Source organism: Nocardia transvalensis NBRC 15921 (genome assembly GCF_000308875.1).
Taxonomy (GTDB): Bacteria; Actinomycetota; Actinomycetes; order Mycobacteriales; family Mycobacteriaceae; genus Nocardia; species Nocardia transvalensis.
In genome coordinates this window covers 114,127-130,046 of record NZ_BAGL01000052.1, presented here as the reverse complement: position 1 = coordinate 130,046, position 15,920 = coordinate 114,127, and the positions used below count along the sequence as shown (strand labels likewise).

General features: G+C 71.0%; 22 protein-coding genes. 7 read left to right on the top strand and 15 right to left on the bottom strand.

What is annotated here, in order from left to right; translation table 11 throughout:
* Nucleotides 1–86 precede the first annotated feature (86 nt).
* Entirely contained in the window at nucleotides 87–869 is a 783-nt protein-coding gene (locus ON41_RS15915) for an ABC transporter permease (protein WP_040748499.1), read from the top strand.
* A 51-nt stretch (nucleotides 870–920) separates the two neighbouring features.
* Here the strand turns inward: ON41_RS15915 and ON41_RS15910 are convergent, their stop codons facing one another.
* Nucleotides 921–1,256 (bottom strand): RNA polymerase-binding protein RbpA, encoded by a 336-nt coding sequence (locus tag ON41_RS15910; RefSeq protein WP_040748384.1) that lies wholly within the window; start codon nucleotides 1,254–1,256, stop codon nucleotides 921–923.
* A gap of 390 nt (nucleotides 1,257–1,646) precedes the next feature.
* Between ON41_RS15910 and ON41_RS15905 the strand changes: the two genes are divergently transcribed.
* Nucleotides 1,647–1,955 carry a hypothetical protein gene (locus tag ON41_RS15905; RefSeq protein WP_174411328.1) on the top strand — a complete coding sequence of 103 codons (309 nt, stop codon included), beginning with the start codon at nucleotides 1,647–1,649 and terminating at the stop codon, nucleotides 1,953–1,955.
* A 26-nt stretch (nucleotides 1,956–1,981) separates the two neighbouring features.
* On the opposite strand, the gene ON41_RS15900 is transcribed toward ON41_RS15905, so the two are convergent.
* Entirely contained in the window at nucleotides 1,982–3,013 is a 1,032-nt protein-coding gene (locus ON41_RS15900; RefSeq protein WP_174411327.1) for a hypothetical protein, read from the bottom strand.
* A gap of 121 nt (nucleotides 3,014–3,134) precedes the next feature.
* A complete protein-coding gene (locus ON41_RS15895; protein ID WP_040748383.1) occupies nucleotides 3,135–3,806 on the bottom strand; it encodes a M23 family metallopeptidase in 672 nt (223 codons plus the stop codon).
* A 184-nt stretch (nucleotides 3,807–3,990) separates the two neighbouring features.
* Between ON41_RS15895 and ON41_RS15890 the strand changes: the two genes are divergently transcribed.
* Entirely contained in the window at nucleotides 3,991–4,302 is a 312-nt protein-coding gene (locus ON41_RS15890; protein ID WP_040748382.1) for an ArsR/SmtB family transcription factor, read from the top strand.
* A 64-nt stretch (nucleotides 4,303–4,366) separates the two neighbouring features.
* Here the strand turns inward: ON41_RS15890 and ON41_RS15885 are convergent, their stop codons facing one another.
* Complete coding sequence (locus tag ON41_RS15885; RefSeq protein ID WP_040748381.1) at nucleotides 4,367–5,293, bottom strand: glycosyltransferase family 9 protein; 927 nt, start codon at nucleotides 5,291–5,293, stop codon at nucleotides 4,367–4,369.
* Between the two features lie 219 nt (nucleotides 5,294–5,512).
* Here ON41_RS15885 and ON41_RS15880 point away from each other — a divergent pair, with 219 nt between their 5' ends.
* From ON41_RS15880 to ON41_RS39050, 3 genes are all read left to right on the top strand, one after another.
* On the top strand, nucleotides 5,513–5,926 hold the full coding sequence (locus ON41_RS15880; RefSeq protein WP_040748380.1) for a VOC family protein: 414 nt from the start codon (nucleotides 5,513–5,515) through the stop codon (nucleotides 5,924–5,926).
* 63 nt (nucleotides 5,927–5,989) lie between these two features.
* Nucleotides 5,990–6,340, top strand: coding sequence for a hypothetical protein (locus tag ON41_RS15875; protein WP_040748379.1), 351 nt, complete (start codon nucleotides 5,990–5,992; stop codon nucleotides 6,338–6,340).
* A gap of 119 nt (nucleotides 6,341–6,459) precedes the next feature.
* Complete coding sequence (locus ON41_RS39050) at nucleotides 6,460–7,287, top strand: diiron oxygenase (RefSeq protein ID WP_051161603.1); 828 nt, start codon at nucleotides 6,460–6,462, stop codon at nucleotides 7,285–7,287.
* Here the strand turns inward: ON41_RS39050 and ON41_RS15865 are convergent.
* Entirely contained in the window at nucleotides 7,284–7,739 is a 456-nt protein-coding gene (locus ON41_RS15865) for a nuclear transport factor 2 family protein (RefSeq protein ID WP_040748378.1), read from the bottom strand. The genes ON41_RS39050 and ON41_RS15865 overlap by 4 nt on opposite strands.
* Before the next feature lie 116 nt (nucleotides 7,740–7,855).
* Between ON41_RS15865 and ON41_RS15860 the strand changes: the two genes are divergently transcribed.
* Nucleotides 7,856–8,815, top strand: a complete 960-nt coding sequence (locus tag ON41_RS15860; RefSeq protein WP_040748377.1) for a GlxA family transcriptional regulator — start codon at nucleotides 7,856–7,858, stop codon at nucleotides 8,813–8,815.
* A 19-nt stretch (nucleotides 8,816–8,834) separates the two neighbouring features.
* Here ON41_RS15860 and ON41_RS15855 read toward each other — a convergent pair whose 3' ends face one another.
* The 10 genes from ON41_RS15855 to ON41_RS15810 all read right to left on the bottom strand — a co-directional run bounded on the left by ON41_RS15855 (nucleotide 8,835) and on the right by ON41_RS15810 (nucleotide 15,889).
* Entirely contained in the window at nucleotides 8,835–9,551 is a 717-nt protein-coding gene (locus ON41_RS15855; protein ID WP_040748376.1) for a 5-formyltetrahydrofolate cyclo-ligase, read from the bottom strand.
* Between the two features lie 64 nt (nucleotides 9,552–9,615).
* Nucleotides 9,616–9,942, bottom strand: a complete 327-nt coding sequence (locus tag ON41_RS15850; RefSeq protein ID WP_051161601.1) for a YlcI/YnfO family protein — start codon at nucleotides 9,940–9,942, stop codon at nucleotides 9,616–9,618.
* Nucleotides 9,939–10,217, bottom strand: a complete 279-nt coding sequence (locus tag ON41_RS15845) for a hypothetical protein (RefSeq protein WP_040748375.1) — start codon at nucleotides 10,215–10,217, stop codon at nucleotides 9,939–9,941. Before ON41_RS15845 ends, ON41_RS15850 begins: the two co-directional genes overlap by 4 nt.
* 56 nt (nucleotides 10,218–10,273) lie before the next feature.
* Nucleotides 10,274–11,464 (bottom strand): Dyp-type peroxidase, encoded by a 1,191-nt coding sequence (locus tag ON41_RS15840; protein WP_040748374.1) that lies wholly within the window; start codon nucleotides 11,462–11,464, stop codon nucleotides 10,274–10,276.
* Entirely contained in the window at nucleotides 11,457–11,990 is a 534-nt protein-coding gene (locus tag ON41_RS15835) for a copper chaperone PCu(A)C (protein ID WP_051161600.1), read from the bottom strand. The genes ON41_RS15840 and ON41_RS15835 overlap by 8 nt, the downstream gene beginning before the upstream one ends.
* A 350-nt stretch (nucleotides 11,991–12,340) precedes the next feature.
* Nucleotides 12,341–12,901, bottom strand: coding sequence for a hypothetical protein (locus ON41_RS15830; protein WP_083905382.1), 561 nt, complete (start codon nucleotides 12,899–12,901; stop codon nucleotides 12,341–12,343).
* 190 nt (nucleotides 12,902–13,091) lie between these two features.
* Complete coding sequence (locus tag ON41_RS15825) at nucleotides 13,092–13,880, bottom strand: SGNH/GDSL hydrolase family protein (protein WP_246829539.1); 789 nt, start codon at nucleotides 13,878–13,880, stop codon at nucleotides 13,092–13,094.
* Nucleotides 13,881–13,992: 112 nt separating this feature from the next.
* The gene (locus tag ON41_RS15820) at nucleotides 13,993–14,346 is read right to left on the bottom strand and encodes an iron chaperone (RefSeq protein WP_040748373.1); all 354 of its coding nucleotides are present in this window, start codon (nucleotides 14,344–14,346) and stop codon (nucleotides 13,993–13,995) included.
* A gap of 105 nt (nucleotides 14,347–14,451) precedes the next feature.
* On the bottom strand, nucleotides 14,452–14,964 hold the full coding sequence (locus ON41_RS15815; protein ID WP_040748491.1) for a GtrA family protein: 513 nt from the start codon (nucleotides 14,962–14,964) through the stop codon (nucleotides 14,452–14,454).
* A gap of 73 nt (nucleotides 14,965–15,037) precedes the next feature.
* A complete protein-coding gene (locus ON41_RS15810; protein WP_040748372.1) occupies nucleotides 15,038–15,889 on the bottom strand; it encodes an SDR family NAD(P)-dependent oxidoreductase in 852 nt (283 codons plus the stop codon).
* Nucleotides 15,890–15,920: the final 31 nt, after the last annotated feature.

The window sequence follows — 15,920 nt, the reverse complement described above, 5'->3', positions numbered from 1 at the left end:
CGACGGATTCCGTTGCGGCACCGTCCGATTCCGCGCCCGGGCAGGCGCCGGATCGTGGCGTCGCCGATATCGCCGCGCCGGTGCGGGTGTTCCGCGACAGCGCCATCGTCGCCTACCGCAATCTGCTGACCATCCTGCGGGTCCCGACGCTGCTGGTGACCGCGACCATCCAGCCGCTGATGTTCGTCTTCCTGTTCGCCTACATCTTCGGCGCGTCGCTGGGCGGCGGTCAGTACCGGGAGTTCCTGCTGGCGGGCATCTTCACCCAGACCGTCGCGTTCAACGCGGCGTTCACGACGGTCGGCCTGGCCAACGACCTGCAGAAGGGGATCATCGACCGGATGCGGACGCTGCCGATGTCGCGGCTGGCGGTGCTGATGGGCCGCACCCTGTCGGATCTGATGGTGAACGTGCTGGCCCTCGCGGTGATGGTGGGCTGCGGGTACGTGGTCGGCTGGCGCATTCACAGCGGAATCGCCGACGCCGCACTGGGTTTCGGGGTGATCCTGCTGTTCGCGTTCGCGATGTCGTGGGTGGGCGCGCTGACCGGGCTGCTGTCGCCGAGCGTGGAGGTGGCGCAGAGCGCGGGCCTGATCTGGCTGTTCCCGGTCACCTTCATCTCCTCGGCGTTCATCTCGAGCGAGACGCTGCCGGGCCCGCTGCGCGCCATCGCCGCGTGGAATCCGATCACCGCGGTCTCGGCGGCCGGGCGCAGGCTGTTCGACAACGGCGCGCCGCCGACCTTCATCCCGCCGCACGGCTGGCCCGCCGACCACTGCGTCGGCTACTCCGTCCTCTGCTCCCTGGCCATCCTGGCCGTCGCCGTCCCGCTGGCGCTCCTCCAGTACCGCAAGGTCGCCAGCCACTGACGAGGGCAAGAAAAGGCCCCCTCTTTGCAGAGGGGGCCTTTCGTCGTATCTCTACCGGCCGCGGCGGGTCTTGAGCAGGTCCAGGCGCTCCTGGAGGAGCTCTTCGAGCTCGTCCTTGGACCGGCGCTCCAGCAGCATGTCCCAGTGGGTGCGCGGGGGCTTGGTCTTCTTGGGCTCCTGGGTGGTGCCCTCGATCAGGATGCCCTCCTGGCCGTTGCGGCACAGCCACGTCGGCGGGATCTCGGCATCGTCGGCGAAGGGAACGTCGAATTCCTCGCCGTTGTCCGTCCGGTACCGCGCCACCCGACGCGGCGCCAGGTCGTGGTCGCGGTCGGTCTCGTAGCTCACCGCTCCGAGCCGGCTGCCTCGGAGTACGCGATCTGCCATGGTGTGCGGTCCTCTCTAGCCTGTCGGCAACGTCCTACACGAGTATGAACGCGCCGCGGCTTACTTCAGTTCCCGGCAACGGTCAACCCTGACATTCTAGTAGGTCTCGCAGCCGCCTGCCGCCAGGGTCCTGGGTGAGGGCGGTAGGTCTCACCGTCGCCCGCCGCCAGGGTCCTGGATGGGCGGTAGGTCTCGCCCCTACTTGCCGCCTGGGCCCCTTGGTAGGGCGGTAGGCCCCACCCCGATTGCCGCCGAGGTGGCGGACGGGGCGGTCGGTTCGGACATGCGGCGTTTTCTCGCGGCGGGGTCGTTTGTGTTCGGGCCGGTCGGGGCTAAGGTGTCCGCGTGCTGTGTACGCCCAGGTCAGGTCGTAGTACCTCCGAACGCCGTGTGTCCTGTCTGTGGTGCGGGCGCGAGATCGCCGAATCGGAGGTGGGGCGGCGGCGCCGCTACTGCCGGCAGTCCTGCCGCCAGCGGGCCTACGAGCATCGGAAGGGCCTGGAGGGCACCGGCATTCCGGAGGATTCCGTCGTACTGAGCGCCCAGGAGGCCACCGATCTGGCCGACCGCTGGTTCGCCGCGCGCTGCGCCGCCGAGGATGTCGCCACCGCCGTCGCCGAGGGCGCCGACGCGAGCGAACTGGCCGAACTCACCGCCACCCTCGTAGCCCTCACCAAGGATGCCGAGCGCCTGCGCTGAGAACGGGCGGCATCTTCCGCGTGCCGTCACCGAAGATGTGCCGGCACCACGCGCCGCACTGGTTCCCGGCGCGGGGCGGTGACGGCTGTGGGGCCCGTGTGGCGCGCCCGGGCGACGATCGCGGCCGTGGCGGTGAGCGTGAGCGCGGCCAGGATCACTGCCGTGACGGCCGTTTCCGTATCCGGGCGGAGCAACGGCTGAGCGCGGAGCGCCTGCCGCAGCAGCAAGGCGAGCAATCCCGCGTATCCGACCGCCCAGACCCCGACGAGGCGCGCCCGGACTCGCTCGGTCAGCCACGGATGACGGCGGGCCAGCCAGGCCAGGGCGAGGGCCGCGGCGAGCAGGACCTGGATGCCGTGCAGCCCGGCGAAATGCGGGACGCGGAGGTCGCCGCCGACGGTGCTCCAATGCGTGATCGGCATGGTGGCGCCCGCGTCGCGGCCGGGCTGCGCGGTCTCGGTGACGGTGTGCCCGGCCGCCAGCGGCACCGTACGGCCCTCGGCGTCGAGCGCGGTCTGCTCGCCGGTGAAACCCATCAGGTAGCCGAGCGCCATCCCCGCGACGGCCAGCGCCAGCCCCGCGTGGACGGCGCGCGAGGCCGGCCGGTCCAGGATCCGCTGCCACGAAAGGATCACCGCGATGGCCAGATTCGCCACGAACAGCCCCGGCACGCCCGAGGCGAAGACCATCTGCCCGATATCGTTCACGCGGTCGGCGTGGTCGGCGTTGAAGTGGCTGAACGTGCCGCGCGCGGCCTGCAGGACGATGAAGCCGACATCCACGAACCCGGTCACCGCGAACAGTGTCCCCAGCCACCAGGTGGCCCGCGACCCCCGGTGCGGCAGCGACAGCAGCCAGGCCAGCGTCCCGGAGTACAGCGTGAACGCCAGCCCGAACTTGAACGGCTTGAGCCACACCGATTCTCCCATCAGCTGCCGGTGATCGACGAGCATGGCGGCCAGCGAGAACAGGACCAGCCCGCCCATGAGCGCGGTGGTGACGAGCAGTGGCCGATGCCACCGCCGGAGGGACGCGGATACGACAGCAGTCGTGGTCATAGGCCGACGCTAAGAGCGGCGACCACGCGCGCACGTCACCCGCCGGTGCTGTCCGCACCCGATACCCGGGTATGAGAATCCGCCGCCAACCACCTACGGCGTCAACGGGTTCCGCGGGGCGTCAGTCGTGCAGCGCGCCCACATCGATGCCGCGGGCGACGAGCCACGGGATGGGATCGATCTTGTCGCCGTTGTCCTGGGTCCACACCTCGTAGTGCAGGTGCGGCCCGGTGGAGAAGCCGCGGTTGCCGACCGTGGCGATGGTGTCGCCGGCGCGCACGTGCTGTCCGGCGCCGACGAGGATGTCGTTGACGTGGCCGTAGACCCCGACCGTGCCGTCGTCCTGCCGCACCCGCACCCACATGCCGAATCCGGAGGCGGGCCCGGCCTCGAGGACCACGCCGTCGGTGACCGCGGCGATCGGGCTCCCGAGCGCGTCGGCGAAGTCGATACCCGCGTGCTGCGCGCCCCAGCGCACCCCGAACAGGGAGCTCAGCGCGCCCGCCACCGGCCGCACCGACTGCGGGCGGATCTCCTGCGCCGTCTTGGCCAGCGGCCAGTCGAGGTGCGGCTCCTCGTGGGCGGTGAGCACGTGCGGGGCGTCGGCCGCGACGGGGGCCGGGGGAGCGGGCGGCAGAGTCTGCTGGAGAGCGGCGAGGCCGGGAGCAGGACTCTCGCCGTGGCGGTCGGCGGCGGACAGCGCGCCGAGCGAGGCGCCGACGACGGCGGTGATCGCGACGGCCTGGGCGGTCCGGCGGGCCCGCCGCGAAGGTAACGAAACGGTCACGGGCATGGCTGGGAACCTACGACAGGATCCGGGCGGTTCCGTAATCGTGTTGTGACCATCACAGCGCCGCGACGCGGCCGCCGTACCGTGTCGTCCAGGGGGCTACACGCAGGGAAAATGCCTTCGACCGGGTTCGATCGCACGCTGCCGCGTCTTGACCGGCACGCCGCAGAACCGGCACTCTATTTCAGTGGCGACTAACGGAGTCAAGGCGTTGACCGCTCTCGCGGACCCGACCCGCAGAGCGATTTTCGAGGCCCTGCCGCAGGCGCCGCGATCGGTCGGCGACCTGGCCGCCACCGTCGGCGTGAGCAGTTCCGCGGTCTCCCAGCACCTCCGAGTTCTCCGCGAGGCCCGCCTGGTGATGGTCCGCCCCGCGGGCAACCACCGCCTCTACTCCCTGGACCCCCGCGGCTTGGCCGACGCCCGCGACTACCTGGAACAGTTCTGGCCGAGCGCCCTCGCCTCCTATTCGGCGGCCCTGTCCGAGGCGCGGAAGTAGCGGGTCAGCCCACGCGGCGGTAGGCCGGGCGGCGGCGGTCGACGCTGGTGCCGGGCCAGGGGCGCTAGCGGAGTTGTTTATCGATGGCGTCGACGACCTCGGCGACGCTGATCTCGAGGAGGCCGGGGTCGGGGGTGTCGGCGTGGTGGTCGCCGGTGCGGCCGGCCCACAGCACCACGTGGCGGCCGAGGAGGTGGGGCGGCGGGCCGCTGTGGCTGGGGGCCGTGGGACCGAACAGCAGGACGGTGCGGGTGCCGAAGGCGGTGGCCAGATGGGCGACGCCGGTATCGCCGGATACCACCAGCGCCGATTCGGCGACGGTGGCGGACAGCTCGATGAGGTTCTGCTGCCCGGCGAGGACGTGCAGGTGCGGCAGTCCCGCGCGCGCGGCGATATTGAGGGCGATCTCGCGCTCGAACTCGTCGCCGGTCAGCACCACCTCGCGCCCCTGCACGAGCAGATGCCGCACGACGGCGGCGAACCGTTCCGGCGGCCAGCGGCGCGCCGGTGACCCGGCCCCGATGTGCACGACCACGCAGTCGCGGTGACTGGTGGTGGCCACCGGCGGGACCAGCCCGAGATTGCGGCGGTCGGCGGCGATGCCGTCGGACTCCAGCAGGTGGCACCAGCGGTCTACATCGTGCATGTCCTGCTGCCAGTCCGGCCCGCGGAGCTCGGGAAAGGCGGGATTGCGATAGGTGAGGATGCGGGCCGGATCGGTCTTGGCCAGCTCCACGATGCCCTCGGTCCCGGCGCCGTGCAGGTTGACCGCGAGCGCCGGAGGCTCACCGTCGTAACGGAGGCTCTCGGGGTCCGCGGTCGGAACCATCTCGTCGACCGATGCGATCAGATCCACGATCGGTTTCAGCCGATGCGGCGCGGCGAGCGCGATGTGATCGTGTGGCCTGGCCCGGCGCAGCGCGCGGAGAGCCGGGACCGCGGTGAGGAGATCACCTAGTCCGCGTGCGCGCAGCACAAGTACAACCGCCACCCTCTTCTCCTAGCCATCCACCAAGCGACCCACGACAACCCGACCCACTTCGCCCCCGCGCTGGAGAGCACGGCATGGACTTGAGAGAGCCACTTGGAGAGGACTACCCGAGCTATACACCGCCGAAACGCCGAATCGCGGCGATATCCGCCGCATCGCCGCGCCCGCCGGACTAGCCTCCGAATGGCGACTGCGACAAGACCCCTCAGGAGGGTTCCCATGGCGGCTCGACTCAATCCCTACATCAGCTTCGCGGATACCGCACGTGCGGCACTGGAGTTCTATCGGGAGGTGTTCGGCGGCACTCTGACGCTGTCGACCTTCGGCGAGTTCGGCGACGAGCAGGCGCCGGGCGCGCACCTGATCATGCACGGCATGCTCGAGACCCCGGACGGCTTCACCCTGATGGCCGCCGACACCCCGCCCGGCATGGAGTACGCGCCGGGCAGCAGTATCGCGGTGAGTCTCAGCGGTGACGACGCGGCGCTCCTGCGCGGCTGGTGGGACCGGCTGAGCGAGGGCGGGACCGTCGCGGTGCCGCTGGAGAAGCAGATGTGGGGCGACGAGTTCGGGATGTGCTCCGACAGGTTCGGGATCGGCTGGATGGTGAATATCGCCGCCCCGTCCGAATGAGCGGCGGATATTTCTACTACATAATGTCGTTGACGGACCGTTGATCAACTACTGTGTGTAGTCATGACATTCGTCTACAACCTGGTGGTCGTCACGCACATTCTGGGCCTGGCCGCCGTCATCGGCGGATACGCCTCCGGGCAGCCCAAAGTGAACGAGGTGATGGTCTGGGGCGCGCGGGCGCAGATCATCACCGGTCTGGTGCTGGTCGGCATGGCCGACGGGATCGATTCGCTGGACAAGCACCTCGTGATGGCCAAGGTCGTCGTGAAGCTGGTCGTGGCGGTCGCGGTGGCCGGTCTCGCGGAGGTGGCGCACGCGGATGCCAAGCGCGGCAAGACCGTCGAGTGGATGTCGCACGCCGCGGGCGGGCTGGCGATCCTGAACGTCCTCGTCGCCGTGCTGTGGACGTGATCGGCGTCACGCGTTGACAGGGGATGAGACGACGCTCACACTCGTTTCTGTACTCGGGCCGCAGGTACCGGTTGCCTGACGGTGCGCGGCGAATCGGCGAAAGCTCGTGAGGGACAACGATGTCCAGCGGAGACCACTTCCATCTCCCCGCCTCGGCGATGATGCGCGCCTCGGTGCGCCGAGCCGGATTCTCGCCCCCCGCCGCGGAACTCGATCGTTTCCCGCGGCACCGGATCTCGCTCTACGGCAGCTGGCTGTGGTGGCGGCTGGATCCGATCCAGCGCCGTGACCTCGGCCGCCGCGAACTGGTCGGGCTGCTGACGGCGGGGATGTGCGCGCAGTCGGTGCTGTCGCTGCTGGGTATGCGCGAGGCGGGCGGGCGCGGCCCGGTGCTGGCACTGGCCGCGTCGCACCGGAATTCGGCGTTGTTCGTGCGGCTGACCGCGGCGACGGGCGTGGTGCCCTATCGCCCGCCGTGGCCCGTGCGGCTGGCGGCGCGGGCGTCGGCGTGGCTGCCGCCCGGTCCCATGGATCCCGGACTGGTGGAGCTGAGCGAACAGGCGTCGCTGCGGCTCGCCGGCGCGCTCGCCGACGATCCGGGGCGGCAGCCGCTGGTCCGGGAGGCGGCGCGGCTGCGGCTGGTGACCTGGGTGCGGCATCTGGAAGGCTCCCGCGAGATGTTGATCCGCGCGGTGGCGGCGCGGTCGCCGGTGCGCGATCCGCTGCGCGCGTGGGCGGTGGCCGCGGCCACGACGGCGGCGCACGCGGTGGCCACCCACCCCGAGGCGTACCGGGCCGCCGGCATGGTTCCCGATGCCGACGGGCCCGCCCGCGCCCCGCGCCGGCCGTCGCGATTCACGGTGACGCGGGTGCGCCGACGGTCGGGTCCCGCCTGGCCGGTGACTCCCGCGGAAACGACCGCCTCCCGCGCGGCCGATCCGCTCTAGCGCAGCGGCAGCGGGCCGGTGTCTCCCGGTGCGCGAGGACCGAAAATACGGCGGTTGGCCTCGGTGATCGGGGTGTCGTTGATACCGGCCTCGCGGCGGCGCATGAGCCCGGCGTCGTCGAACTCCCACAGCTCGTTGCCGTAACTGCGCCACCAGCGGCCGGCGGCGTCGTGCCACTCGTACTGGAAGCGCACCGCCATGCGGTGCCCGCGGAACCCCCACAGCTCCTTGCGCAGGGCGTAGTCGAGTTCGCGTTCCCATTTGCGGGTGAGGAAGGCGACGATCTCGTCCCGGCCGGTGACGAACTCGTCGCGGTTGCGCCACACCGAATCCGGCGTATAGGCCAGCGCGACACGGCGGGGATCGCGCGTATTCCAGGCGTCCTCGGCCAGCTGGACCTTGGCGCGGGCGTCGGCCTCGTCGGTGAACGGCGGTAGCGGCGGTCGGCTCACGGGTATTTCATGTCCATCCATACGACCGAGCATCGTCCTGCCGAGTATCCCGCGGCCGTGTCTATCCGGACAGACAATCCACACATTCGGACATGGCCGGTTGCTAGGGTGGCGGCGTGAAGAGGCAGGTCGCCGTGCTGGCGTTCGAGGGCGTGCGGTTGCTGGACGCCACCGCGGTGCTGGAGGTGTTCAGCACCGCCAACACCCTGGGCGCCCATTACGACGTCGTGCTGTGCTCGCCGACGGGCGCGCCGGTGACCACGGCCTCCGGCACCCGCCTGATGGTGGAGTCCGCGTTCGGCGATCTCGCGCATCCCCACACGCTGCTCGTCCCCGGCGCGCCCACGCTGCCCTTCGGCCCTGTGCCCGCCGAACTGCTGGCGACGATCACGCGATTGTCGGGGACGTCGCGGCGGGTGGCGTCGGTGTGCACGGGCGCGTTCGCGCTCGCCCAGGCCGGAGTGCTGAACGGGCGGCGCGCGACCACGCACTGGCGGCACGCCGGACGCCTGGCCCGCGCCTATCCGTCCGTCGCCGTCGAACCGGACGCCATCTACGTGCGCGACGGCACCGTCATGACCTCGGCCGGGGTGAGCGCGGGGCTGGACCTCGCGCTGGCGCTCGTCGAGGAGGACGAGGGCGCGCCGGTGGCCCGCGAGGTCGCCCGGGACCTCGTGGTCTTCCTCCAGCGACCGGGCGGGCAGTCCCAGTTCTCCGTCGCCTCGCGCACCCTGCGCCCGCGCCGGGCCGACCTGCGCGCGGTGCTGGACTCCGTCCTCGCCGACCCCGCGGGCGACCATTCCCTGCCCGCGATGGCCGCCCGCGCCGCCGTGAGCGTGCGGCACCTCACCCGCCTGTTCCGCGACGAATTAGCCACGACCCCAGCGGCTTTCGTGGAATCCGCCCGCCTCGAGGCGGCACAGGCCATGCTCGAATCCGGCGAGTCCGTCACCGCCGCGGCACGCCGCTCGGGCCTGGGCAGCGACGAATCCCTACGCCGAGCCTTCCTCCGCCACCTGGGCATCACACCCTCCGCCTACAGGTCCCGCTTCCGCACCTCGGCCCGGCCGGGCTGAGCCGGACCGGGGACTGCACTCAGCGCAGCGCGTAGCGGGCGGCTAGGGCCGGGATGGCGGCGATCTTCTCCGCGGTGAGCGAATCCCAGCGCAGGCCCGGCGGGCGGCGAGGTTCGTCGCAGTGGATCACCGAGTCGGGGGTGACGACCAGGTCGACGCGGCAGTCGTGGTCGGCCTCCGGCAGGTCGTGGTCGAGGACCTGGAGTTCGTGGACGGTGGTGGCGATGGTGGTGTGGTCGTCGATCAGGCCGACCTCGTGCAGCAGGGCGATCTCGATATCGGAGTAGCCCGCGCCCTTGCCCAGCCGCACTCCCCGGCGGTTCACCGCGACGCTGCCGAGCACCACCAGATCGACCGGCAGCATCTCGTCGACCTCGACATTGCGGGCGACGCGCGCGGCGGTGTCCTTGCGGGCGGCCTCGGCCGGCGGTACCGGTAATCGGTCGGGGTCGAGCAGGTAGAACGGCTTCGGTTCGGCCAGCCGGGGAACGGCCATGTAGATCAGCTTGCCCGCCGTCAGCGCCCGCAGGCGCACGGGCAGCTGGGCGGTATCGGGCACGGTGGTGACGACGCGCGCGGACGTCCAGGCCGGCAGCCCGGCCAGGCGGTCGGCGGCGGCCGCGGCGCCGTCGAAATCGGGAATGTTGCAGGGTGCGCCGACCGGCACCGCGCGCTCGTACTTCAGTAGCGACCACATGTCCTGGCGCACGGCCTGTTTCGCCTGATCCACACTCACTGCGACACTCCTGTCTCGTCTCCGTCGACATCGTCACCCCCCGTGCCGGCCCGCTGAGCGCGGCTCAGCCCGCCTGCCGCGCCGGGTGTAGGCGGGCCAGGGCCATGCGTGCCTCGGCGCGGGAGATCAGCTGGTCGTCGTCGAGTTCGGCGATCGACGCTTCCAACCACTCCCGCACCAGTGTGGACAATCCGATGCCGCGCTCGCTCGCCAATTCCTTGAGCCTGGCGTGCAGGCGCAGCGGCAGCCGGATCGAACTGGTGATCATGATGTCCTCGTCCGGACGCAGCGGCGGGGGCACCTGGTCCGCCGGTGCCGTGCCGTCGAAGGTCAGCCGGTCCAGAAACGCCGTGACCTCCTGCGGGCTGGACGGTAAATCCTTGTCGCTCATCGCAGGTTCTCCTGTTCCCACTGTTCGAACACCCTCACCTCGTCGCCGCGCATCTCGCGGGCGCCGATTATCAGCCATGTCCAGCTGTCCTGACGGCGGACGGCGACGATGAGCGGCCGACCGGCGTCGGTGCGGCCCCACAGGGTGAGTACCGCGACCGACCCGTCGCCGGCCTGCCGCGGCCACCGCCGCGTGCTCGCGAGGATCTGCCGAACCTCGGCGGTCTCGATGCCGATCAGGTGAGCAAGCGCCCAATCAGGCCACTCGAAACCCATGGTTCAATACTACGCGCGTAGTAACCGCAGATGACAGGGTTGCGGCGATCCGGACCTCACCCCTCGAACAGAGGCTGCCCGACGTACCCGCCCGGTGCCGGCACTCCGGGCGGGACGGCGAACACCGCGGAGCCGATGGGCGTCGTCCAGGTGTTGAGCGCGTCGAATTCCGCGAGCCGCCGCTGTACCGGCAGGTACTGGGCGTCGACGTCGCGCTGGTAGGCGGCGAACAGCAGTCCCGAATTCGAGGTGGCGCCGGGCGGCGGTGCGTCGTCGTAGTTGTAGCCCCGCCGCAGGAATCGCTCGGTCTCGGTGGTGTGGTGCGCGCGGGCGATATGCGACGACGCCGGGATGACCGGGATGCCGAACCGGTCGACGGCCGCGAAATCGGGGTCGTCGAATTCGCGGGTCCCGGTCAGGGGCGCGCCGGTGGCCACCCGGCGCCCGACCGTGAGTTCCCGGCCGTCGGCGTCGAGTTCGTCCCAGGTGTCCAGATTCATCGCGATCCGGCGCAACACCAGGGAGGTGCCACCGGCCAGCCACGGCCGCGCGCCGCCGTCGTCCCACACCAGCCGATCGAAGTCGGCCGGATCGATATTCACGGTCCCGTCGACCTGGCCCATCAGGTTGCGCATCGTCCGTCCTTTGGCGGCATTGCGGAATCCGCGCTGCACCCACCGCACCGACACCAGCGACGTGACGCTCTTGCACAGCGCCCGCACCGCGTGGGCCACCGTCGTCGCCTCGTCCGCGCAGACCTGCAGGAGCAGATCACCCGCGCAGTAGGCGGGATCGAGCCGGTCGATCGGGAAGTCCGGCAGCGGGCGCAGCCACGGCGGGGCGGCGCCGGACCCGGCGAGGCCGACGACGCGCGTCCCGAATCCGATCGTGACGGTGAGCCGGGCCGGGCGTTCCGCGAGTTCCGGTTCGGTGTCGGCGAGCGCGGGCGCGCCCCGGGTGAGCCGCGCCGCGTCGCCGGTCCAGATCTTCAGCAGTCCGATGACGTCGTCGCGGTCGGTGCCCGGTTTCAGGTCGAGGGCGACGAACGACGCGTGCAGCTGCGGGGTCGTCGCGATCCCGGCCTGGTGGCGGCCGTAGAACGGTTCCACGTCCGCCGCGGGATCGCCGCCGTCCGCGGGGCGCGCGACTCTGCTTGCGCCCCAGCCGATTCCGGCGGCTCCCGCGACCCCGGCCGCGGCGGCGCCCCCGCCGAGCAGGCGCCGCCGCGACACTCGCCGATCAGCCACCGTGACCCGCCGGGGTCGCGCCGTCGGCGGGCGTGTAGTTCTCCTTGTTGCCGGGAAAGTCGCGCACCTGGGCCGTGAGGGTGGTGGTGGATCCGTCGGCGAATTTCAGCGTCACCGGCACCTCGGCGCCGGTGCGCAGGGGACTCGTCAGATCCATGAACATCAGATGGTCGGCGCCCGGCACGAGCGCGGCGCTGCCGTGCGCCGGGACGACGAGGCCACCGGCCTTGGGCCGCATGGTCTTCGACCCGTTGGCGTCGACGGTCTCGTGAATCTCCATCCGCGCGGACGCGGGACTGGCCGCGTCGACGATGCGGACCTCGCGATCGGAGCCGTTGGCGATCTCGGCGAAGGCGGCCGACATGCCCTGATCGGCGGCCTTGATCCACTGATCGGTGACGGTGATCGAATCGGCCTGTGCCGCAGGCGCACCGCCGTCACGTGACGAACAGGCGGTCAGTAGTCCGGGTACGACGAGCGCGGCAGCGGCGAGACCGGTCAGGCGCACGGGCGTGAATGTCGGCATGGGAACTCCATTTCGGAAGGAAGGGGTGGACCGTGGACGCATGCGAAGCCTCTGTTCCCGACCGCCGCCCACCGCGCGTACCACCGCGGTACTCGCCGCAGTGGTAATCCGACACGGAAACCGCCTCGGCCACAGTGCAATTCCGGCAGCGCAGGTCACCGCCTCACCGGAGACCACACGAGACGCCGATGCTCAGTCGCGGGCAGTGGGGACGCCGAGAATCATCTGCGGGACGCTGATCGCCTATTGCGGTCGTCACCGATAGTCCGGCTATCGCAGCAAGACAGCCGCCTGTGAGATGAGTGCGATGACTGCCGAACGATGGGGGGCGCGGCCGTCCGGCGAACGCCTCATGCGCACGCGGGGACAGCCGAACGGTGAAGGAACAGAGGAGCGCCGCGCGGCGGGCCGCGCCGGCCCGTACCCGAACTGAGCAGCAAGCGCCGCGGGATCGTCACGCGTACGGCGCGGACGATGCGTGGCGTGGGCCGCGACGTTTCCAGAGTCCCGGCGAGAGCGACGACGACCCGCCGCACGCTCGACAGAATGCGGCCGAGCGCGATCTCGGCCCCGCGAACGAGCAAGGCCCCCACGGGAATCGCCACCAGGTGGGCGACCAGCATCGCCGAGGTGAACACCGCCGGATGACAGTGCCCGGGCGCGGCCGACAGCGCGGCATGCCCGACGACCTGCCCCGCGCCGAGCATCAGCATCAGCCGCGGCAGTCCGGTCCCCAGCGCGGCGACCACCACCCCCACCAGCGTGCACGCCGCGACCAGCAGCGGCACCGCCGCCGACCCCAGCGACACCACGCCCCCGCCGAGCGCATGCGCGGCGATACTCACAGCCCCCGACGCCGCACCCACGGACGCACCACGCAACCGCGCCGCAGGATCCGCCGATGACCGCACCCGATCATCCTACGATCGCCCGACCCACCCGCGACCTCCGACTACCGTGGCGCAGCCCACATCCCACAACCCGGCTACCCGTCCCGTCCGCACGACGACGGTCGGCGTGCCCCGTGCCCGGCGACGCCCGCGCACGTCCGGCTCGGCACCTCGCTCACCCGTGGCACACAAACCTCCACCGCAGGCGGGGTCAGTCGGCGACCGGAAGTAGCTGGGGACGTTTGGGCGTGAGGCCGGTGCCCGTAGACACCCCGCGCAGGCAGCGGGTGACCCAGGGAGCCATATGAAATGCGACCCAGCGCAATTCGGCCGTGATCAACTCGGCCAGGTCGTAGCGGAGCGGCGGGAGCGGTTGGCGCCAGGCACCGTCGGTTCCCGGAATATGCAGGGTTTCCGCGACGGCGCGGGCGACCAGGTCGTGGCCGAGCGGATTGAGATGCAGGCGGTCCTCCGCCCACACCCGGCGATCGGTCGTGGCGGCGACGGGCTCGAAATCCACCAGCGTGACCGCGTGCCGCCGCGCCAGCTCCCGCATCCGCGCGTTCATCTCCCGCACCCGCGACGACAGCGGCCGCACGATCGGGGCGATCCCGCCGATATCGGGGAACGTGAACGTCACCACGCGCGCCCCGACGGCGGTCAGCGCCGCGAACATGGCATCGATCTCGGCGAGCACCGCCTCCTGGTCGAAGCGCGGCCGGATCACGTCGTTCATCCCCGCCACCACGGTCGCCAGATCGGGTTGTAGGGCCAGCGCCGGCCCCAGCTGCTCGGCACGGATCTGTGCGGCCCGGCGGCCGCGGATCGCCAGATTGGCGTAGGCCAGGGACGGGTTCTGCCCGGTCAGCAGCGTGGCGAGCCGGTCGGCCCAGCCCCGGTGCCCGCCCCGGCCGTCCGGATCGCCGATCCCTTCGGTCTGGCTGTCGCCCAATGCGACGAAACGCCTGATCGGCTGCGCTGCTGTGGTTTCCGACGTCACCTCTACCTCCCGCGGGGCCATTGCGGCGAGCACATAGTACGGCCGGTCGGGAAACGGCGCGGATACACGAACCCCGCATCCGGTTACCAGCTGTATGACAGGCTCGGACGGCTCAGCGGAGGGCGTGCTGTGCGGCCAGCAGCGCGGCGGCCCGCGCGATCAACTCGTAGGGAACCGGCTGCGCCAGCGGGAACTTCAACGTGCCCTTACCCGCCCGATACGGGGCCACGGCCGCGGTGAACTCGGGGTCACCGGCCGGAATCGGATAGATGCTGACATGGTGCTGCCAGCCCGCGTAGTACACGACGGCCTTGCCGCCGGCCTGGACGGCGGGCACCTGATAGCTGATGGTCTCGGCGCCGCCGGGCACCGCCTCGAGGACCACCGCGCGGACTCGCCGCAACACCGCCCGCACCGACTCGGGGAAGGTGGCGATGTAGTCGTCGACCGTCTCGTACCGGGCCACGCGGCCTCCTCGGGGGCGAGGTATGTCCGTTCCGGGCAGGCGTCCCACGTTACCGTCGCGATCACGGCGAGCGGCCACCCGCGCCCGGCGTGTCCGGTGCGCCGGTCAGAGCAGTTCGAGTTCGGCGGCGGCGCGCAGATCGTCGGGGAAGACGAACCGCCGCAGCGCCCAGAACCGGAACGCCATCGCCAGCAGGACGCCGAGGATCTGCCCGGTCACGAAATTCGCGATCGCCTGCGTAGGCGCGCTGACGTGCGGCACCCGGATGTCGAACAGGTACAGCGAGATCGCCTGCGGGATCAGCGTGACCGCGATGGCCGCCGCGCTCACGGCGAAGAAGAGCGCGGCCTCGTGATGGCGCTGCCGCCCGCCGCGGGTGTTGAACGACCACTCGCGGTTGAGGATGTAGGACACGATGGTCGCGATCAGCACGCCGAAGGCACGGGCGGTGAGCGGTTTGTCCTGCAGCACCGTCAGTTTCAGCGTGTACACGATGCCGGTGTCGACGAACCAGGTGATCGCGCCGACCACCGCGAACTTCATCAGCTCCTGATGCCGGACGAGGAGGGCGCGATAGCGTTCCGGCAGCAGATCGAGGACGGGTGTTACCAGCGACACGGGACCCACCATAACCGTGCCCGCGCCGGTACGCCCGGGAACTCGGTCCGGGCCGGTAGGGGTCGGGGCGGCACTATCGCGGCCGCGACGGCGCGGGCAGGCCGACCAGGTCCGCGCACGCCGCGCTCAGCCGCGTCCCCAGTTCGTCGTCCTGGGCGACTCGCGACGGCGCCTTCACGCGACCCTTCTGGAAATAGCAGCCGGTCACGGCCGCGAGATCCGGGTCGGTGGCCAAGGCGGTCAGCCGCCGCCCGCCCTCCTCCGACGGCACCATGAACACCCGCTTCGCCAGTTCCATCACGGGTTTCGCGAACCACGGCGCGAAATCCCAGATGCCCGTCGACACCGCGCCCGGATGAAACGCGTTGGCCGTCACCCCGGTCCCCGCCAGCCGCCGCGACAGCTCCCGCGCGTACAGCAGATTCGCCAGCTTCGACCGGCTGTAGGCCTTCTGCCCCGAATAGCCCCGCGCGCACCCGAGATCGCCGAGATCCACGGTCGTGCCGTAGTGCATGACCGACGAGGTGAACACGATGCGCGCGGGCGCGCTGTGCAGCAGGCGTTCCAGCAGCAGTTCCGTCAGCAGATAGCCCCCGAGGTGATTGGTCGCGAAGGTGGACTCCACGCCGTCCCCGGTCTTCGTGTAGCGGCCGAAGAAGCCGCCCGCGTTGTTGGCCAGCACATCGACCCGCGGATAGTTCTCCAGCACCGTACTCGCCAGCCGCCGCACCGAATCCTGCGACGAGATATCGCATTCGGCGGTGTCCACCGCACCGGGCCCGGCCGCGCGCACCTGGTCGGCCGCCGCCGCGAGCTTGTCCGGATTGCGCCCCACGAGCACCAGCCGATCGCCCCCCGCGGCGATCTGCCGTGCGGCCGCCAGCCCGATGCCTGATGTCGCCCCCGTGATCAGGATCGTCTTCATGACAGCCACGATGCCAGATCGCCCCGCACCC

Bases quoted from the DNA above. Each gene is read 5' to 3' on its own strand.
- ON41_RS15910 (WP_040748384.1), bottom strand. From the start codon at position 1,256: ATGGCAGATCGCGTACTCCGAGGCAGCCGGCTCGGAGCGGTGAGCTAC.
- ON41_RS15900 (WP_174411327.1), bottom strand. From the start codon at position 3,013: ATGACCACGACTGCTGTCGTATCCGCGTCCCTCCGGCGGTGGCATCGG.
- ON41_RS15895 (WP_040748383.1), bottom strand. From the start codon at position 3,806: ATGCCCGTGACCGTTTCGTTACCTTCGCGGCGGGCCCGCCGGACCGCC.
- ON41_RS15880 (WP_040748380.1), top strand. From the start codon at position 5,513: ATGGCGGCTCGACTCAATCCCTACATCAGCTTCGCGGATACCGCACGT.
- ON41_RS15875 (WP_040748379.1), top strand. From the start codon at position 5,990: ATGACATTCGTCTACAACCTGGTGGTCGTCACGCACATTCTGGGCCTG.
- ON41_RS39050 (WP_051161603.1), top strand. From the start codon at position 6,460: ATGTCCAGCGGAGACCACTTCCATCTCCCCGCCTCGGCGATGATGCGC.
- ON41_RS15850 (WP_051161601.1), bottom strand. From the start codon at position 9,942: ATGAGCGACAAGGATTTACCGTCCAGCCCGCAGGAGGTCACGGCGTTT.
- ON41_RS15845 (WP_040748375.1), bottom strand. From the start codon at position 10,217: ATGGGTTTCGAGTGGCCTGATTGGGCGCTTGCTCACCTGATCGGCATC.
- ON41_RS15835 (WP_051161600.1), bottom strand. From the start codon at position 11,990: ATGCCGACATTCACGCCCGTGCGCCTGACCGGTCTCGCCGCTGCCGCG.
- ON41_RS15810 (WP_040748372.1), bottom strand. From the start codon at position 15,889: ATGAAGACGATCCTGATCACGGGGGCGACATCAGGCATCGGGCTGGCG.